We start from the raw sequence: 16187 nt of genomic DNA, 5'->3' as shown, positions 1-16187 counted from the left end.
TACTGCGCCGGCGCGGTCTCCCCGCCCCTACGGAAGCACCCGGCAGAGCGCCTCCAGGGTTCCTGCCCAGGCGCTGTCGGTCGGTGCCCCGTAGCTGATGACCAAGGCGTCGCTGCCCGCCTCCGCGTCCATGTGCCGGAAGCGGGCCAGGCCCTCCAGTGCCAGGCCCTGCCAGGCAGCAGCCTGGATCACCGCTCGCTCGGTGCCTTCCGGGAGTTCGACCACGGCGTGCAGACCGGCGGCGATCCCGCTGACGCGGAGCGCGGGGGCACGTTCGGCGAGCGCCGCGACGAGCTGGTCACGGCGGCGCCGGTAGCGCAGCCGCATGGAGCGCACATGGCGGTCGTAGGCACCGGACTCGATGAACTCCGCGAGCGTCAGCTGGTCCAGCGTGCTCGACACCCAGTCGACCTGACCCTTGGCCTCGGCCACCTCCCCCACCAGTCCCCGCGGGAGCACCATCCAGGCCAGCCGCAGCCCGGGTGCCAGGGACTTGCTGGACGTTCCCAGGTAGACGACCCGTTCCGGGTCGAGGCCCTGGAGGGCGCCGACCGGCTGCCGGTCGTAGCGGAACTCCCCGTCGTAGTCGTCCTCCAGAATCAGCCCGCCCGTGCCGCGCGCCCAGTCGACCGCCGCGGCCCGCCGGTCCGGATGGAGCGGTACCCCCGTGGGGAACTGGTGCGCGGGCGTCATCAGGACCGCGCCCACCCCACGCATCCCGGCCAGTTCCCCGGTCCGGGAGCCGAGTCCGTCGAGCGGCAGGCAGGGGGTGCGGAGGCCGGCGTCAGCGAGCAGCTTCCAGTGCATGTCCAGTCCGTACGACTCGACGGCCACCTCGCGCACCCGCCGCTGCCGCAGCACCTTCCCCAGCAGCATCAGGCCATGGACGAAGCCGGAACAGATCACGATCCGCTCCGGGTCCGCGTACACGCCGCGCGCCCGCGCCAGATAGCCGGCCAGTACGGTGCGCAGCTCGATGCGTCCGCGCGGATCGCCGTATCCGAAGGCGTCGTTGGGCGCGGCGGTCAGGGCGCGCCGGGCCGCCTTGAGCCAGTCGGCTCGTGGGAACGTGGAGAGGTCCGGCGAGCCGGGCACCAGGCTGTACGCGGGTCGGCGGCTCACCGGCCGGGAACGCGGCGCCGTCGTGGTCACCGGGCGCGGTTCGGCCCGCTGTGCGACCCTCGTGCCGGAGCCCTGCCGGGCGGTGAGCCACCCCTCGGCGACCAGTTCGGCGTAGGCGTCGGCGACGGTGTTCCGGGCGATGCCCAGATCGGCGGCGAGTGTGCGGGAGGACGGCAACCGGGTTCCGGGGGCCAGCCGCCCGGTCCGTACGGCCTCCCGCAGCGCGTCCATCAGCCCGGCCCGCAGCCCTGCCGCACCGGTCGGGTCGATGTGCAGGTCGGCTCCGAAAGTGGCCCAGGGATCCGTCATGGAAATGGACCATACCCGTGCGCCATCCACCCCGTACTGTCGTATCCGTGACCACGAACGAGCACTCCCACCCGACCTCCGACTACGCGCCCGAGCACAGCCCCCGCCTGCACTGGGCCCAGCTCGCCCCCGATGTCTACAAGGCCATGGTCCGGCTGGACGCGGCGTCCCGTAAGGGCCTCGACCCGGTCCTCGTCGAACTGGTGAAGGTCCGCGCCTCACAGCTGAACCGCTGCGCGTTCTGCCTCGACATGCACACCAAGGACGCGCTCGCGGCGGGCGAGTCCATCGAGCGGATCATTCAGCTCGGCGCGTGGGAGGAGTCGCGGCACTTCTATACGGAGAAGGAGATCGCGGCGATCGAGCTGACCGAGGCCGTGACGGTCCTGACCGACGGTTTCGTGCCGGACGAGGTGTACGAGAAGGCCGCGGAGCATTTCGAGGAGGCCGAGCTGGCCCAGCTGATCGCCGCCATCACGGTGATCAACGCCTGGAACCGGTTCGGTGTGACCACCCGTATGGTCCCCGGTCACTACACTCCCGGCGACAGCAAGCACTGACCCGGATCCGCAGATTCGGTCCGGTCCGGGCCGTGCCCCCGGTTCGCCGGTTCACCCCACCCCAGGAGCCCCGCGATGACTGTGTCCGTCTTCCGCGCGCTGCATCACGGCCGTGCCCCCGGTGACCCGTTGGTCCTCCCCGGCCCGTGGGACGCCGCCAGTGCCCGTGTCTTCGCCGACGCGGGCTTCCCGGCGCTCGCGACCCCGAGCGCCGGGGTCGCGGCCTCGCTCGGGTACGAGGACGGGGCGACTCCCGCCGCCGAGATGTTCGCGGCCGTCGCCCGGATCGTGCGCGCCGTCCCCGTACCCGTGTCGGCGGACATCGAGGCCGGTTACGGGATGCCGCCGAAGGAGCTCGTGGAGCGTCTCCTGGACGTCGGCGCGGTCGGCTGCAATCTGGAGGACTCGGCGGACGGCACCCTCCTCGACCCGCAGCGGCAGGCGGACCGGCTGGCGGAGGTGCGGGCGGTGGCGGGCGATGACCTCTTCGTCAACGCCCGTGTCGATACGTACGTACGCCGCGTCCCGGACGGCACGGACCCGGAGGCGGAGACGATCACCCGCGCCCGGCTGTACGCGGCAGCCGGCGCGGACTGCGTCTACCCGATCGCCGCGCCGCCCGAGTCCCTTCCCCGTCTGGCCGCCGCCGTCCCGGTCCCGCTCAACGCACTGGCGCTGCCGGACGGACCGAGCCCGCGCAGGCTCGGCGAGCTGGGCGCCACCCGCATCACCTTCGGCCCCGGTCAGCAGCGCCGGGCCATGGCGGCCGTACGGGAGATGGCCGAGCGGCTGCACGCCGACTAGCCGGGCGCGCGGCGCATCACTGCGAACCGGGCGAGCCTGCCGTGGCCTGTCGGCCCCCGAAGGCCGCCGGAGTCCGCCGGAGTCCGCCGGAGTCCGCCGGAGTCCGCCGGAGTCCGCTCCAGCATGGGCACCGCCCGCACCACGTTGCGGGAGCGGATCAGGGCGTACCAGGCGGGTTCGGACTTCTTCCAGCCGCCGGCGTACGCCAGGTGCCGCAGCCGCTCGTGCGTGCCCGGCTGGGCGGACGCGCCGCGCCAGATGTTGGGCCACCGGTAGAAGTCCCGGTACGCGCGCCGGTAGCCGTCCTCCAGCTGCCGCGGGGGTCGTCCCGCACAGATCCGGTTCGGGGCGGCATCACTTCCCTGGCGGGGCGTACGGTCCGCATATACGCGGCCGCCCCCGGCAGCAACGGCTGCCGGGGGCGGCGAGGTACGCGAAGGGCGTACGGACAGGACCGGGGACGACCGAATCCGGGACGGTCAGATCAGGCCGAGCTCGCGGACCGCGTCGCGTTCCTCGGTGAGCTCCTGCACCGACGCGTCGATGCGCGCACGGGAGAACTCGTTGATGTCCAGGCCCTGGACGATCTCGTACTTACCGTCCTTCGTGGTGACCGGGAAGGACGAGATGAGGCCCTCGGGCACACCGTAGGAGCCGTCCGACGGGATACCCATCGAGGTCCAGTCGCCGGGGGCGGTGCCGTTGACCCAGGTGTACACGTGGTCGATGGCGGCGTTGGCGGCCGAGGCGGCCGAGGACGCGCCGCGGGCCTCGATGATCGCGGCGCCGCGCTTGGCGACGGTCGGGATGAAGGTGTCGGCCAGCCACGCCTCGTCGTTGACGAGTTCGGCGGCGTTCTTGCCCGCGATCTCCGCGTGGAAGACGTCCGGGTACTGGGTCGCCGAGTGGTTGCCCCAGATCGTCAGCTTCTTGATGTCGGAGACGGCGGCACCGGTCTTGGCGGCCAGCTGCGAGATCGCGCGGTTGTGGTCCAGACGGGTCATCGCGGTGAAGCGCTCGGCCGGTACGTCCGGGGCGGCGGCCTGCGCGATGAGCGCGTTGGTGTTGGCCGGGTTGCCGACGACGAGGACCTTGATGTCGTCCGCGGCGTTGTCGTTGATGGCCTTGCCCTGCGGCTTGAAGATGCCGCCGTTGGCGGAGAGCAGGTCGCCGCGCTCCATGCCCTTCGTGCGCGGGCGGGCGCCGACGAGCAGGGCGACGTTCGCACCGGCGAAGCCGATGTTGGCGTCGTCCGTGATCTCGATGTTGCGCAGCAGCGGGAAGGCACAGTCGTCGAGCTCCATCGCGGTGCCCTCGGCGGCCTTCAGCCCCTGCGGGATCTCCAGGAGGCGCAGGTTGACCGGCACGTCCGGGCCGAGCAGGTGGCCGGAGGCGATGCGGAAGAGCAGCGCGTAGCCGATCTGGCCGGCTGCGCCGGTCACGGTGACATTCACGGGAGTGCGGGTCATGGCGATCTCCGTTAGACAGCTGGCGGTGGGGGTCCCTGCCCCTGGTGCTGGATATCCCCTGAATCTTGACGTGAAGAGATATCCAGCGATCAGGCTATCCGACCCGGGACCTCCCGGCCGCCAGGCCCCCTGTGGCACCGCACACAGCCGGTCACTCACCGCTCACCGCCCCGCCCGCTGAGACCGTACGCGCGGACCGGCCGCCGCACCCCCTGCCCTCCGGGCCCTGCCCCGTGCAGTCGGCGCCGCTGCACCCGACCCCGCGGTCACACCGTGGCGGAATGGTCACTTCCGTGCCACAGGCCCCTGGCACCCCTTGATACCTGACACCCCGTCGACAAAGCTGACGTCAGGTCGGAGCAAGGCCGCTCGAGTCGCCGCGTTCCGGGGACATCTGCGCTCCGGTGGGCTCCGGCCTCGGGTGTCCGTCCCTTCTCGGGGGAGGGGACGGACACCACAGATCGGCGTGCGGGCAGTCGGCGCGAAGCCGTCAGAGCGACGCGATCTCCTTCTGCAGGTTCACGTCGAGCACGTCCAGAAACTCCTCCGTGGTCAGCCACGGGGCGTCCGCGGAGACCAGCCGCGCCAGATCCTTCGTCATCCGACCGCCTTCCACGGTCTCGACGCAGACCCGCTCCAGCGCTTCGGCGAACGCGACCACCTCCGGCGTGCCGTCCAGCCTGCCGCGGTGGGCGAGTCCGCGGGTCCAGGCGAAGATCGACGCAATCGGGTTGGTCGACGTCGCCTCGCCGCGCCGGTGCCGGCGGTAGTGACGGGTGACCGAGCCGTGCGCGGCCTCCGCCTCGACGGTCCTGCCGTCGGGGGACGTCAGGACCGAGGTCATCAGGCCGAGTGAGCCGAAACCCTGCGCGACGACGTCGGACTGGACGTCGCCGTCGTAGTTCTTGCACGCCCAGACGTAGCCGCCCTCCCACTTGAGCGCCGAGGCGACCATGTCGTCGATCAGGCGGTGCTCGTAGGTGAGACCCGCCTGCGCGAAGTCCGTGCGGAACTCGGTGTCGAAGACCTCCTGGAAGATGTCCTTGAAACGGCCGTCGTACGTCTTGAGGACGGTGTTCTTCGTCGACATGTACACCGGGTAGGCGCGTGCCAGTCCGTAGCGGAACGAGGCACGCGCGAAGTCGCGGATCGACTCGTCGTGGTTGTACATCGACAGCGCGACACCGGCAGCCGGGTACTCGTGGACCTCGACCTCGACGGGATCGGAGCCGTCCTTCGGCGTGTAGGTCATGGTGAGGGTTCCCGGGCCCGGGATGCTCAGTTCGGTGGCGCGGTACTGGTCGCCGAAGGCGTGCCGTCCGACGACGACAGGCTTGGTCCAGCCCGGAACGAGTCGCGGCACGTTCTTCATGATGACCGGCTCGCGGAAGACGACGCCGCCGAGGATGTTGCGAATGGTGGCGTTCGGCGAGCGGTACATCGCCTTGAGCCCGAACTCCTCGACCCGCTCCTCGTCCGGCGTGATCGTGGCGCACTTGATGCCGACGCCGTACTTCTTGATGGCGTGGGCGGCGCCGACCGTCACCTGGTCGTCGGTGGCGTCGCGGTGCTCGATGCCCAGGTCGAAGTACTTCAGCTCGATATCGAGGTACGGCAGGATCAGCCTGTCCTTGATGAAGGACCAGATGATGCGGGTCATCTCGTCGCCGTCGAGCTCGACAACGGGGCGGGCCACCTTGATCTTGACCATGGAGCGGACACCTTCCTCTCACGCTTCGACCGCCGATTTATCTCGATGCCAAGATACTCGATATCGAGATATGTGGTGGCGGTTTTCTCCCCCTGCACAGAACCGCGGCCCCCTCGCACCTGTCGGTTGCGAGGGGGCCGCGGTGGGGCCGCACGGGCGGCGGTGTCAGCGGATCGTGAACCGGACCGCGTGCTCCAGGAAGGGGAGGTCGAGCCACGGCTTGGGCTGCGCCACGAGTGCGAGCATCACGATCAGGACCCCCAGGAGTCCGTACGTCACCAGGTCGGTGAAGCGGGAACGGACCGCGAGCATGCCCACCGAGGAGACGACGCAGCGGAGCACGGCGCCCCCGACGAGGGCCGCGCCGATCAGTATCGTGCCGATCCGGAAAGCCTCGGCGAAGGGGTTCAGGGCGACGATCAGCAGTCCGATCCCGGCCGTGCACAGCACCGCCAGCAGCGGCCACTGACGGGCCGGGGCGGGCGCGTCCCCGGACGCGGCCCGGCCGCCGCCCTCGGGACGGGCGGTGTCCCGGGTGAACGACGGGAACCGTCGCGACCGGCGCGGGGCGCCACCGGGGGCGGGGGCGGAGACGGCGCCGTCCGCGCCCCGGTCCGAGCCGGTGTCGTCGGAGCCCCCGCCCCCGGCTCCACTGTCCGGCTCACCGCCGTCGGAGCCGCGCACACTGCTGCCGGAACCGGCGCCCGCGGCTGCATCCGCGCCGCGAGCCACATCGTCCCGGGGACCTGAGCCCGATCCCGCATCGGAGTCGGGAGCCGAGACCTCATCGGACCCGGAAGCCGAGCCCGTGTCCGCACCGGAACCGCCCGCCGACCGGCTTCCCGGGTCGCCGTCCCGCCCTGCGTCCACGCCCCGCGCCCGCGCCGGGCCGGGCCGACCCGCCCGGGCACGGTCGCCCCCAGCCGCCCCGCCGGAGGTCTCCGTCACAGCCACTCCCTCACCCGGCGGCGCCGGAATCGCCCGGTCCGCCGCACCGGCCGGATCGGCCGGACTCGTACCAGCACCCATGGGGTTCCTTCCGGATCAGGTCAGCATCGGATCAGCCGGCAGACGCGGCAGACGCGTCGCGCTCGGCCGCCTCGACCACGTTGACGAGCAGCTGGGCGCGGGTCATCGGGCCCACACCGCCCGGGTTCGGGGAGATCCACGCGGCGACCTCGGCCACTCCGGGGTGCACATCGCCGACGATCTTGCCGCTCTCGTCCCGGCTGACGCCGACGTCGAGCACGGCCGCGCCCGGCTTCACGTCCTCGGGCTTGATGATGTGCGGCACACCCGCGGCGGCGACGATGATGTCGGCCTGCTTGAGCTGGGCGGAGAGGTCACGCGTACCGGTGTGGCACTGGGTGACGGTGGCGTTCTCGGACTTACGGGTCAGCAGCAGCGGGATCGAGCGGCCGATGGTGACACCGCGGCCGACGACCACGACGTGCGCCCCGTTGATCTCCACACCGTGGTGGCGGAGCAACTGGACGACGCCCTGCGGGGTGCACGGCAGCGGACCCGTCTCGTTCAGCACGAGGCGGCCGAGGTTCATCGGGTGCAGACCGTCGGCGTCCTTGGCCGGATCCATCAGTTCCAGGACACGGTTGGTGTCGATGCCCTTGGGAAGGGGAAGCTGCACGATGTAACCCGTGCAGTCGGGGTTCGCGTTGAGCTCCCGTACGACGTCCTCGATCTCCTCCTGGGTGGCGGTGTCGGGGAGTTCGCGCTGGATGGAGCCGATACCGACCTGCGCGCAGTCGCGGTGCTTGCCGTTCACGTACCACCGGCTGCCCGGGTCGTCCCCGACAAGCAGGGTTCCCAGGCCAGGGGTGATGCCCTGCGCCTTGAGGGCCGCCACGCGGACGGTCAGATCGGACTTGATCGCGGCTGCGGTGGCCTTGCCATCGAGAATCTGGGCAGTCATGGTGCCCATCCTCGCGGATGACCCCGCCCGCATACCAATTCTGGGTGTCGCCGGTTGCCATCAGGTTGCGCTTGCACAACACATACGGCTATTGACTGGACAAAAAGCCGATGTCAAGACCACGATGAGCCGCGCAGTACCGCGGGCAGTGTCGGGGGGACAGGCCGTTCCGATTGCACACCATTCCTCCGCGCGGACCGCGTCGTCCCCGCAAATTGTCAACGGAGGAATTTCGCCATGAGCAACGGCGACCCGAACAACCCCTATGGCCAGCCGCAGGCCGGGCAGCCGGGCTACGGCTACCCCCAGCAGGCCCCGCAGGGTGTGCCGCAGCAGGGATACGGCTACCCGCAGGCCCCGCCGGTGCAGGGCGGCCATGGCTTCCCTGGCGTGCCCACCGAGATGCCGGGCGGCGTGAAGGCGGCCCGGGTCATGCTCTACGTGATCACTGGCCTGCAGGTCATCGGCGCGGTCATCTTCGCGATCGCCGCTGCGGCCGTGAACGCCGCCAAGAACGACGCGACGCTCAAGGACGACGTTCAGTTCCAGCAGCTTGCCGACTTCTCCGGCGCTGCCCTGTGGGGCATCGTGGCCTTCGCAGTGCTGTGGGGCGTCCTTGCCGTATTCCTGGCCGTGAAGTTCGGCAAGGGGACCAACGGCATCCGCATCACGGCGATCGTCTTCGGTGCGATCACCGCGATTCTCGGTATCTACCCGTTCGTCATCTTCGGTCTCGTCCACACGGTTCTCGCCGTGCTGATCATCGTCTTCGTCGCGAGGGCCGACGGCAACGCCTGGTTCAACCGCCAGCAGCAGCCGCAGTACTGATCCGGCCGCGGGCCTGCCGGCCCGCCTTCGCAGCACCGCGGGCAGTGTCGGGGGGACAGGCCGTTCTGATTGTGCACCGTTCCTCCGCGCGGACCGCGTCGTCCCCGCACTTTTTGCAACGGAGGAAATTCGCCATGAGCTTCGGCGACCCGAACAACCCCTATGGCCAGCCGCAGGGTGGGCAGCCGGGCTACGGCTACCCCCAGCAGGCCCCGCAGGGTGTGCCGCAGCAGGGATACGGCTACCCGCAGGCCCCGCCCGTCCAGCCCGGTTACGGCTTTCCCGGCGCACCGGTCGAGATGCCGGGCGGCGTGAAGGCAGCACGCGTGATGCTGTGGGTGGTTGCCGCCTTCCAGATCATCGGCGCCATCATCGCCTTCGCGGGCATGAGCGCCGTCTCCGACGCGGTCGACAATGCCGGCACCACGGCTGACACCCAGACGCTCGAGAACTTCGGCAAGGGCATCCTGGCGTTCGTCGCCGTGCTCGCGCTGATCTTCGCCGGGCTCTCCGTCGCGCTGGCGCTCAAGATGAAGTCCGGCGGCAACGCCACCCGCGTCTGCGCCATCGTCTACGGCGCGTTCATCTGCCTCGGGGGCATCTTCCAGCTGCCCCTGGGCATCGTCACCATCGCGCTCGGCGTTCTGATCATCGTCTTCGTGGCGAAGTCGGACGGCGCCGCCTGGTTCCAGCGCCCGCGCGCCTGAGCCGACCGACCGCTGCGGTCGACGCAGTACACAGGCGCAGAATGGCCGAAGGCCGTAGCCCGTTGCGGGTTACGGCCTTCGGCCATTCTGCGCCCCCGCCGGCCGGCCGGTCCCCGAGCGCGAGCGGTGCAGCGCGGGCAGGGCCGACGCCTGGGCGACGAACGCCGAGGTCACCGTCTCCAGAGCGGGTCCGCCCGTCGGGAACACCGACCGCGACGGGCCCGCCGGACCGCTGCGGACGGCGTCGGCCGCCGCCCGGAAGAACATCGGACAGCGCCGAGGGCGCCTCCCGGAGACCGACTCCGCGAGACGCCCTCGGCGTTTCGGACCACTCAGTGGAAGAAGTGCCGCGTACCCGTGAAGTACATCGTCACGCCCGCCTTCTTCGCGGCCTCGACGACCAGCTCGTCACGGACCGAACCGCCGGGCTGGGCCACGGCCTTGATGCCGGCCGCGGTCAGGATCTCCAGGCCGTCCGGGAACGGGAAGAACGCGTCCGAGGCGGCGTACGCGCCGCGCGCCCGCTCCTCGCCCGCCCGCTCGACGGCGAGCTTCGCGGAGTCGACGCGGTTGACCTGGCCCATGCCGACGCCGACCGAGGCGCCGCCCTTGGCGAGCAGGATGGCGTTGGACTTGACCGCGCGGCAGGCCTTCCACGCGAAGGAGAGCTCGGCGAGCTCGTCCGCGGAGAGCGCTTCACCGGTGGCGAGGGTCCAGTTGGCCGGGTTGTCTCCGTCGGCCTGGAGCCGGTCGGTGACCTGGAGCAGCGCGCCGCCGTCGATCGGCTTGACCTCGACCTCGGAGCTCGGGGCGTCGGGGCAGCGCAGCACGCGGATGTTCTTCTTGCGGGTGAGGATCTCGACCGCGCCGTCCTCGTACGCCGGGGCGACGATGACCTCGGTGAAGATCTCCGCGACCTGCTCGGCCAGGGCGACGGTCACCGGACGGTTGACGGCGATGACGCCGCCGAAGGCGGACAGCGGGTCGCAGGCGTGCGCGTTGCGGTGCGCCTCGGCGACGTCGTCGGCGATCGCGATGCCGCACGGGTTGGCGTGCTTGATGATCGCGACACAGGGCTCGGCATGGTCGTACGCGGCCCGGCGCGCGGCGTCGGTGTCCGTGTAGTTGTTGTACGACATCTCCTTGCCGTGCAGCTGCTCCGCCTCGGCCAGGCCGCCGGAGCCGGAGGTGTAGAGCGCGGCGGGCTGGTGCGGGTTCTCGCCGTACCGCAGGACGTTGCTGCGCTCGTACGTCGTACCGAAGAAGTCGGGGAAGCCCGAGTCGTCGGCGGCGGCGTAGCCCTCCGCGAACCAGGAGGCGACGGCGACGTCGTACGCGGCGGTGTGCCGGAACGCCTCGGCGGCGAGCCGCTTGCGGGCGGTCAGGTCGAAACCGCCCGCCGCGACCGCGACAAGGACGTCGGCGTACCGCTCCGGACTGGTGACGACCGCCACGGACGGGTGGTTCTTGGCGGCGGCGCGGACCATCGACGGGCCGCCGATGTCGATCTGCTCGACGCACTCGTCGTCGGACGCGCCGGAGGCGACGGTCTCCTTGAACGGGTACAGGTTGACGACGACGAGGTCGAAGGGCTCGACACCCAGCTCGGCGAGCTGCTCGCGGTGGGCGTCCAGGCGCAGGTCGGCGAGGATGCCGGCGTGGACGCGCGGGTGCAGCGTCTTCACGCGGCCGTCGAGGCACTCGGGGAAGCCGGTGAGCTCCTCGACCTTGGTGACCGGCACACCGGCGGCGGCGATCCTCCCGGCGGTCGAACCGGTGGAGACGAGCTCGACGCCCGCCTCGTGCAGACCGCGGGCGAGGTCTTCGAGCCCCGTCTTGTCGTAGACACTGACCAGGGCGCGGCGGATGGGCTTATTCACCGACATGACCGAGATGAACCTTTCGTCCCTCAATGCGATAGCCGTTACGGGCGAGCCGCCCCACGACCTCGACGAGCAGCTTGCGCTCGACTTCCTTGATGCGTTCGTGGAGAGCGGCTTCGCCCTCCGGCGTGTCCTCTTCGGTCACCTCGACCACGCCCTGCGCGATGATCGGACCGGTGTCGACACCGTCGTCGACGAAGTGGACGGTGCACCCGGTGACCTTCGCGCCGTACGCGAGGGCGTCGCGCACTCCGTGGGCGCCGGGAAAGCTGGGGAGCAGGGCGGGGTGGGTGTTGACGAACCGGCCGCCGAACTCGGCGAGGAACCGCTTGCCCACGATCTTCATGAAGCCCGCGGACACCACGAGGTCCGGGCGGTGCGCCGCGGTGGCCGCGGCGAACGCCGCGTCCCACTCCTCGCGGGTGGCGTAGTCCTTGACCTTGCAGACGAAGGTGGGCAGCCCGGCGCGCTCGGCCCGTTCCAGACCGACGATGTTGTCGCGGTCGGCGCCGACCGCGACGACCTGGGCACCGAAGCCCGCAGGGTCGTCACCGATCGCGTCCAGCAGGGCTTGGAGGTTCGTACCCGAGCCGGAGACGAGTACGACCAGGCGGGCCGGGGCGGCGGAGGAGGGCGGGGAGGCCACGGCTGGGCCCTTTCTCGCGTGGTGAAGCCTCGCGTGGTGAAGCGGAGCGACGCTATTTGTACGGTCGTACGAAAGAATCGCGCCCCTGGATACGGGGAACTCTACGAAGGAGCCGACCGTCAGCAACGATACCGGCACATCGAGGGACCTCCACGGGACGGGGGTGAGGGGCCGGACCGAAGGAGAAGAGGGGGCCGGGCGGAAGGCACAGGCAGCCGCAGCCCCGCTCCCAGCTTTCGGCCCCTGATGGCCGGGAGGTAGCGTCAGGGGACAGCGAACCGCCCGCAGGGCGGAAATGACGAGATGGGGAAGACGTTCACCATATGCCGGACCGACGCCGCCGCACCGCCTTCCGCCTCCCCCTGCCCGAGCGGTCCTCACTGCTGCTGAGGGAAGGCCGGTCCCCCACGGGCTCCTCCTCTTCCCCGGACAAGGACGACAACCCGTTCGCCGCACCGCCGGAGAACCGCCCCGAGCAGCCGTGGCGGCCCCGCCATCCGTCGAACGGCGGGGCCGACGGAAACGGCGACGGAAAGGTGACCGGAAACGGCGACCGGGCACCGGAGGACGGCTCCTCCGACGACCGCCCCGTCTGGGGCAGCCAGTGGAGCAGCCACCAGCCGGGCCGTCAGAGCGGCGGCTTCGGCGGCCGTCCCGGTGGCCAGGGCGGACCGAACGGCCCGGGCGGCCCCGAGAACAACCCCGGCAGACTGCGCTGGGACCCGACCGACCCCGCCCAGCGCCGCGCCCGCTATGCGCTGCTCTCCGGCATGTGGGCCTTCTTCTTCGCGCTCTTCGATTTCCCGGAGATCGCGCTGCTGCTCGGCGCGCTGGCCGTGTACTGGTCGATCAGCGCGCTGCGCGCCAAGCCCAAGAGCGCGACGGCGGCGGACGGCGCTGCCGGGAGCGCCGCCGGTTCCTCCGGTACGGGCTCCGCTCCGTCAGTCGCTCCGGCCTCCGGACCCGGTGCGCCGTACGCACAGAACCAGAGCAGGCCGCAGACGACGGCTGCGGTCAGCGGGCTCGTCACGGCGCTGCTGGCGCTGTCGATCGTCGCGATGACATTCACGGTGCAGCTGGTCTACCGCGACTACTACACCTGCGTGAACGACGCGCTCACCAAGTCGGGACAGCTGGCCTGCAACGATCTGTTGCCGAAGCCGCTGGAGCCGTTCTTCGGCGTCAAGAACTAGCGCTTCCCCCCGGTTCACTCGTCGGCCTGGCCTCCGGAGGCCGGGCCGACGGCGTTTCCGGCCCTGCGAGGAGCGGGGCCCAAGGGGAATCCTCAACCGCTCGTTCCTGCCACGGATCGCTCGGCAGGAAGTCGTAGGCGTCCCGGCCCGCGTGCTCCTCCTTGCGGGGCGCGGAGGCCGGGGCGGGGGCGGACACGGAGCCGGCTCCAGGCGCAGGTCCGGTTCCGGACTCCGTCCCGGCAGCCGCGTCCTCGCCCCCAGGCCTGCGCCGCGGCCACCACCGTCGCCGCCGTTCCCCGCCCGGCTGCCCGCCCGGCTGCCCGGGCACCGTCGCATCAACCACCACAGGTGCCGCGGGGGCCACCGCTTTCTCCACCGCGTCGGCTTTCTCCACCGCCTCGGCGCTCTCCCCGTCGCTGCCGGACCCCCGCAGCCGCCACGCCCTCAGCAGCAGCGCCCCCGGCACACCGAGCAGCGCCGTCCATGCCACCGCCGCCGCGCCGGTCAGCCACCACACCGGGCCGAACTCCGCCAGCGCCCCGGTCCCCAGCGGACCGCCCGCCGCCGCGGTCAGCACCGCCGCACAGAGGCCGCATCCCAGCGCAGCCAGGGCCGCCGTCAGCGCGGTCTCCCCCGTGCCAGGGGCGGGCGCCGCCCTTCGTACCGTGAACCAGGCGATCGTCACCCCGGCCGCGACCGGTACCGCCGCGGCCGCCCAGTTCGGAGCCGTTCCGGTTCCGTGCGCGGGGACCGCCGCCAGCAGCGGGAAGTTCGGCAGAGCCGGTCGCCCGGTGAAGGCGAGCGGGGTGACCGTGGACGCCGTACCGAGGGCGAATCCCGGCCCCATCCCGTACGCGGCACCCCACATCGCCGCGTTCGGCACGAGCACCAGCGCCAGCAGCAGGACCGCGGCCCGGCCCGCCCAGTCGCCGGACAGCCGCAGGAACGAGTCCCGCACCGACTGCTCGTGCCACACCAGGGCAACCGCGACGAGCAGCGCCCCGCCACCCAGCAGCACCGCCGTCCCGGCCGCCGCCGACCGAAGCACCGCGTCCGCCCGCTCCACGAACCGGGACCGTGCCAGCGCCTCGCGCAACCGCACCGGCGCCCAGGCCGGCGGCGGTCCGATCGGGCGCCCGGCCGCCGCCCACACCCCGGAGACCGCCCCACCCGCCACCACGGGGGCCATCGGGAACAGGAGCGAGCCCGGCCGCGCGGACATCGGCCCGCCCTTCGCATAGAGGGCGACCGCCGTAGCGACCAACAGATACCCGGCCGTCACCAGGCAGAAGGCGCTCGCGCCCGACGGCAGGGTGCGCCCCTCGCCGGGCTCCATCGCGTCGCGGGCGGCCCGGTGCACCAGCCATACCAGCACCCCGGTGAGCAGGAGCGGGACAACGCCGACGGGGGCAGGGGTGCCACTGAGGGTGTCGGTCCTGACGAGTCCGGCGCCATGCGCCAGCAGCCAGATCCCGGCCGCCGTGTGGAGAGCCCCGCCGGGGCCGCTGTCAGGGGCCGGGGAGCTGATCCACACCACCATGGCGAGGACGGCGAGCGAGCCGAGTCCGAGCCCTGCGGCAAGCACCCCCCGCAGAGACGCGGATGCCAGTACGGCTGCCCTTCCCTGCTCCGCCGAGAGCGACGGGGTGCGTTCGGTCATGTGGATCACACCGCAATGCTCCCAACGACACGCGCTCAATCCATGTAACGAGCCATTAGCCGCTGTGTCGCCCAATATGCGGTTATGTACCTTTCCATCCCATGGGGGCCTGCCGGGGGCACCTCATGACCCGGAGCGCCACCGACGCGGCCGCTTCCTCCCCCCTGCCCTCCCCAGAGGAGCGGCGCCGGCTGCGTGAGGCGAAGTCACTGAGTGAGGAGCAGGTCGCTGCGGCCATCGGCGTCACCCCGGCCACGGTCCGGGCGTGGGAGGCGGGCCGCACCGGCCCCCAGGGGCGGAAGCGTGAGGCATACCTGAAGCTGATCGGCTCGAACGACACGGGCGGCACGCAGGCGCAGGGCACCCCGGAAAGCGCCCGTTCGGGTGGTCACGGCAAGCGGGCCGACCTGACGAAGCCGCCGTCGTCCCCGGCACCGGAAACGGCGGAAACGGCGCGGGGGGACGACCGGGCGGCCACCGACCGGCCGGGCGCCCCGGCACCCGCCCTCACACCCGCCGAGGCATTCGACGCCCTGTACGCGCACAACGCCGCCGCCCTCTTCCGCCAGACGTTCCTGCTGACCGGGCGCCGGAACCTCTCCAAGGAGGCCGTCGAGCGGGCCTTCGAGCAGGCCTGGCAACGCTGGCCCGAGGTCGCGGTGGACCGGGACCCCGGGGGCTGGGTACGGGCGGCCGCATACGAGTACGCGGTGTCGCCCTGGCACCGGCTGCGCCGGGCGCACCGCCACCCCGACCCGCCACCCGCCGCCCCCGGCGCGCGCGCCCTGCTCGACGCCATGCTCGACCTGCCGCCGTCGTACCGTCGCACCCTGCTCCTCTACGACGGTGTCGGCCTGGACCTGCCGGAGACCGCCGCGGAGACGGAGGCGAGCACTCCGGCGGCTGCGAGCCGGCTGATGAACGCGCGCGCCGCGGTGGCCGAGCAGGTGCCCGAACTGGCGGAACCCTCATCACCCACCGGACAGTCGGCGCTGCTGCACGAGCAACTGGGCGCGCTCGCCCTCACTCAGCCGGTGGCCGCGATGCCTGCGCCCCATGCCATCCGTGACGGCAGTGAGCACAAGGCCAGACTCTGGACGCGGGCGGCCATCGCCCTGACGGCCCTGATCGTCGGAATCGCGCTGATCACCATCGTGACGTCTCCGGTGCGGTACGGGGACCCACCCGCCGAGCGGGTCGGCGGCGTGCCTCCCCGCGGCGGTCCCCAGAAGCTGACCCCCCAGGACCTGGAGGTGCAGAAGAAACTCCACGAAGAGCCCTTCCGCGGCCCGGCGCGGCTGGTCCCGGACCTGAGATGACCGGAGCGCGCTCCGGTCGGCGCACACGAAACGGCGCGGGCCCGTA

General features: G+C 71.6%; 15 protein-coding genes. 7 read left to right on the top strand and 8 right to left on the bottom strand.

Translation table 11 applies throughout. The annotated features are described in order from the left end of the window. Nucleotides 1–27: 27 nt before the first annotated feature. Nucleotides 28–1431: a PLP-dependent aminotransferase family protein gene (locus AB0I23_RS04740; protein WP_359106785.1), complete on the bottom strand. Its 1404-nt coding sequence runs from the start codon at nt 1429–1431 to the stop codon at nt 28–30. Between the two features lie 47 nt (nt 1432–1478). Here AB0I23_RS04740 and AB0I23_RS04735 point away from each other — a divergent pair, with 47 nt between their 5' ends. The 3 genes from AB0I23_RS04735 to AB0I23_RS04725 all read left to right on the top strand — a co-directional run bounded on the left by AB0I23_RS04735 (nt 1479) and on the right by AB0I23_RS04725 (nt 3071). Then, nucleotides 1479–1991, top strand: a complete 513-nt coding sequence (locus AB0I23_RS04735) for a carboxymuconolactone decarboxylase family protein (protein ID WP_359106783.1) — start codon at nt 1479–1481, stop codon at nt 1989–1991. Nucleotides 1992–2066: 75 nt separating this feature from the next. Further along, nucleotides 2067–2795: an isocitrate lyase/PEP mutase family protein gene (locus AB0I23_RS04730; RefSeq protein WP_359106781.1), complete on the top strand. Its 729-nt coding sequence runs from the start codon at nt 2067–2069 to the stop codon at nt 2793–2795. A gap of 123 nt (nt 2796–2918) precedes the next feature. Next, complete coding sequence (locus AB0I23_RS04725; protein WP_359106780.1) at nt 2919–3071, top strand: hypothetical protein; 153 nt, start codon at nt 2919–2921, stop codon at nt 3069–3071. A gap of 203 nt (nt 3072–3274) precedes the next feature. Here the strand turns inward: AB0I23_RS04725 and AB0I23_RS04720 are convergent, their stop codons facing one another. From AB0I23_RS04720 to AB0I23_RS04705, 4 genes are all read right to left on the bottom strand, one after another. Then, entirely contained in the window at nt 3275–4264 is a 990-nt protein-coding gene (locus AB0I23_RS04720; RefSeq protein ID WP_359106778.1) for a malate dehydrogenase, read from the bottom strand. Nucleotides 4265–4754: 490 nt separating this feature from the next. After that, a complete protein-coding gene (locus AB0I23_RS04715; RefSeq protein WP_359106776.1) occupies nt 4755–5975 on the bottom strand; it encodes an NADP-dependent isocitrate dehydrogenase in 1221 nt (406 codons plus the stop codon). Between the two features lie 165 nt (nt 5976–6140). Further along, on the bottom strand, nt 6141–6845 hold the full coding sequence (locus AB0I23_RS04710) for a DUF3017 domain-containing protein (protein ID WP_436846873.1): 705 nt from the start codon (nt 6843–6845) through the stop codon (nt 6141–6143). Between the two features lie 190 nt (nt 6846–7035). Then, nucleotides 7036–7905 carry a bifunctional methylenetetrahydrofolate dehydrogenase/methenyltetrahydrofolate cyclohydrolase gene (locus AB0I23_RS04705; protein WP_359106772.1) on the bottom strand — a complete coding sequence of 290 codons (870 nt, stop codon included), beginning with the start codon at nt 7903–7905 and terminating at the stop codon, nt 7036–7038. A gap of 237 nt (nt 7906–8142) precedes the next feature. On the opposite strand from AB0I23_RS04705, the gene AB0I23_RS04700 reads away from it, so the two are divergent. Together AB0I23_RS04700 and AB0I23_RS04695 are read left to right on the top strand one after the other, a co-directional pair. After that, complete coding sequence (locus AB0I23_RS04700; RefSeq protein ID WP_359106770.1) at nt 8143–8733, top strand: hypothetical protein; 591 nt, start codon at nt 8143–8145, stop codon at nt 8731–8733. A gap of 134 nt (nt 8734–8867) precedes the next feature. Further along, on the top strand, nt 8868–9440 hold the full coding sequence (locus AB0I23_RS04695; protein WP_359106768.1) for a hypothetical protein: 573 nt from the start codon (nt 8868–8870) through the stop codon (nt 9438–9440). Nucleotides 9441–9772: 332 nt separating this feature from the next. Here AB0I23_RS04695 and purH read toward each other — a convergent pair whose 3' ends face one another. Both purH and purN read right to left on the bottom strand, forming a co-directional pair. Beyond that, nucleotides 9773–11326 (bottom strand): bifunctional phosphoribosylaminoimidazolecarboxamide formyltransferase/IMP cyclohydrolase, encoded by a 1554-nt coding sequence (purH, locus tag AB0I23_RS04690; protein WP_359106767.1) that lies wholly within the window; start codon nt 11324–11326, stop codon nt 9773–9775. Beyond that, nucleotides 11313–11969, bottom strand: a complete 657-nt coding sequence (purN, locus tag AB0I23_RS04685; RefSeq protein ID WP_359106765.1) for a phosphoribosylglycinamide formyltransferase — start codon at nt 11967–11969, stop codon at nt 11313–11315. Before purN ends, purH begins: the two co-directional genes overlap by 14 nt. 323 nt (nt 11970–12292) lie before the next feature. On the opposite strand from purN, the gene AB0I23_RS04680 reads away from it, so the two are divergent. Continuing rightward, entirely contained in the window at nt 12293–13162 is an 870-nt protein-coding gene (locus AB0I23_RS04680; protein ID WP_359106763.1) for a hypothetical protein, read from the top strand. Here AB0I23_RS04680 and AB0I23_RS04675 read toward each other — a convergent pair. Further along, a complete protein-coding gene (locus AB0I23_RS04675; RefSeq protein WP_359106761.1) occupies nt 13152–14822 on the bottom strand; it encodes a cell division protein PerM in 1671 nt (556 codons plus the stop codon). The two genes, AB0I23_RS04680 and AB0I23_RS04675, sit on opposite strands and share 11 nt — an antisense overlap. Before the next feature lie 125 nt (nt 14823–14947). Between AB0I23_RS04675 and AB0I23_RS04670 the strand changes: the two genes are divergently transcribed. Beyond that, nucleotides 14948–16141 carry a sigma factor-like helix-turn-helix DNA-binding protein gene (locus AB0I23_RS04670; protein ID WP_359106759.1) on the top strand — a complete coding sequence of 398 codons (1194 nt, stop codon included), beginning with the start codon at nt 14948–14950 and terminating at the stop codon, nt 16139–16141. Nucleotides 16142–16187 lie beyond the last annotated feature (46 nt).

Origin of the sequence: Streptomyces atratus (assembly GCF_040655115.1) — a bacterium.
GTDB classification, from domain to species: Bacteria; Actinomycetota; Actinomycetes; order Streptomycetales; family Streptomycetaceae; genus Streptomyces; species Streptomyces atratus_D.
Note: the sequence above shows the minus strand (reverse complement) of the source record. Positions and strands in the feature narration are given on the sequence as shown.

Bases quoted from the DNA above. Each gene is read 5' to 3' on its own strand.
- AB0I23_RS04740 (WP_359106785.1), bottom strand. From the start codon at position 1,431: ATGACGGATCCCTGGGCCACTTTCGGAGCCGACCTGCACATCGACCCG.
- AB0I23_RS04730 (WP_359106781.1), top strand. From the start codon at position 2,067: ATGACTGTGTCCGTCTTCCGCGCGCTGCATCACGGCCGTGCCCCCGGT.
- AB0I23_RS04725 (WP_359106780.1), top strand. From the start codon at position 2,919: ATGGGCACCGCCCGCACCACGTTGCGGGAGCGGATCAGGGCGTACCAG.
- AB0I23_RS04720 (WP_359106778.1), bottom strand. From the start codon at position 4,264: ATGACCCGCACTCCCGTGAATGTCACCGTGACCGGCGCAGCCGGCCAG.
- AB0I23_RS04715 (WP_359106776.1), bottom strand. From the start codon at position 5,975: ATGGTCAAGATCAAGGTGGCCCGCCCCGTTGTCGAGCTCGACGGCGAC.
- AB0I23_RS04705 (WP_359106772.1), bottom strand. From the start codon at position 7,905: ATGACTGCCCAGATTCTCGATGGCAAGGCCACCGCAGCCGCGATCAAG.
- AB0I23_RS04700 (WP_359106770.1), top strand. From the start codon at position 8,143: ATGAGCAACGGCGACCCGAACAACCCCTATGGCCAGCCGCAGGCCGGG.
- AB0I23_RS04695 (WP_359106768.1), top strand. From the start codon at position 8,868: ATGAGCTTCGGCGACCCGAACAACCCCTATGGCCAGCCGCAGGGTGGG.
- purH (WP_359106767.1), bottom strand. From the start codon at position 11,326: ATGTCGGTGAATAAGCCCATCCGCCGCGCCCTGGTCAGTGTCTACGAC.
- AB0I23_RS04680 (WP_359106763.1), top strand. From the start codon at position 12,293: ATGCCGGACCGACGCCGCCGCACCGCCTTCCGCCTCCCCCTGCCCGAG.
- AB0I23_RS04675 (WP_359106761.1), bottom strand. From the start codon at position 14,822: ATGACCGAACGCACCCCGTCGCTCTCGGCGGAGCAGGGAAGGGCAGCC.
- AB0I23_RS04670 (WP_359106759.1), top strand. From the start codon at position 14,948: ATGACCCGGAGCGCCACCGACGCGGCCGCTTCCTCCCCCCTGCCCTCC.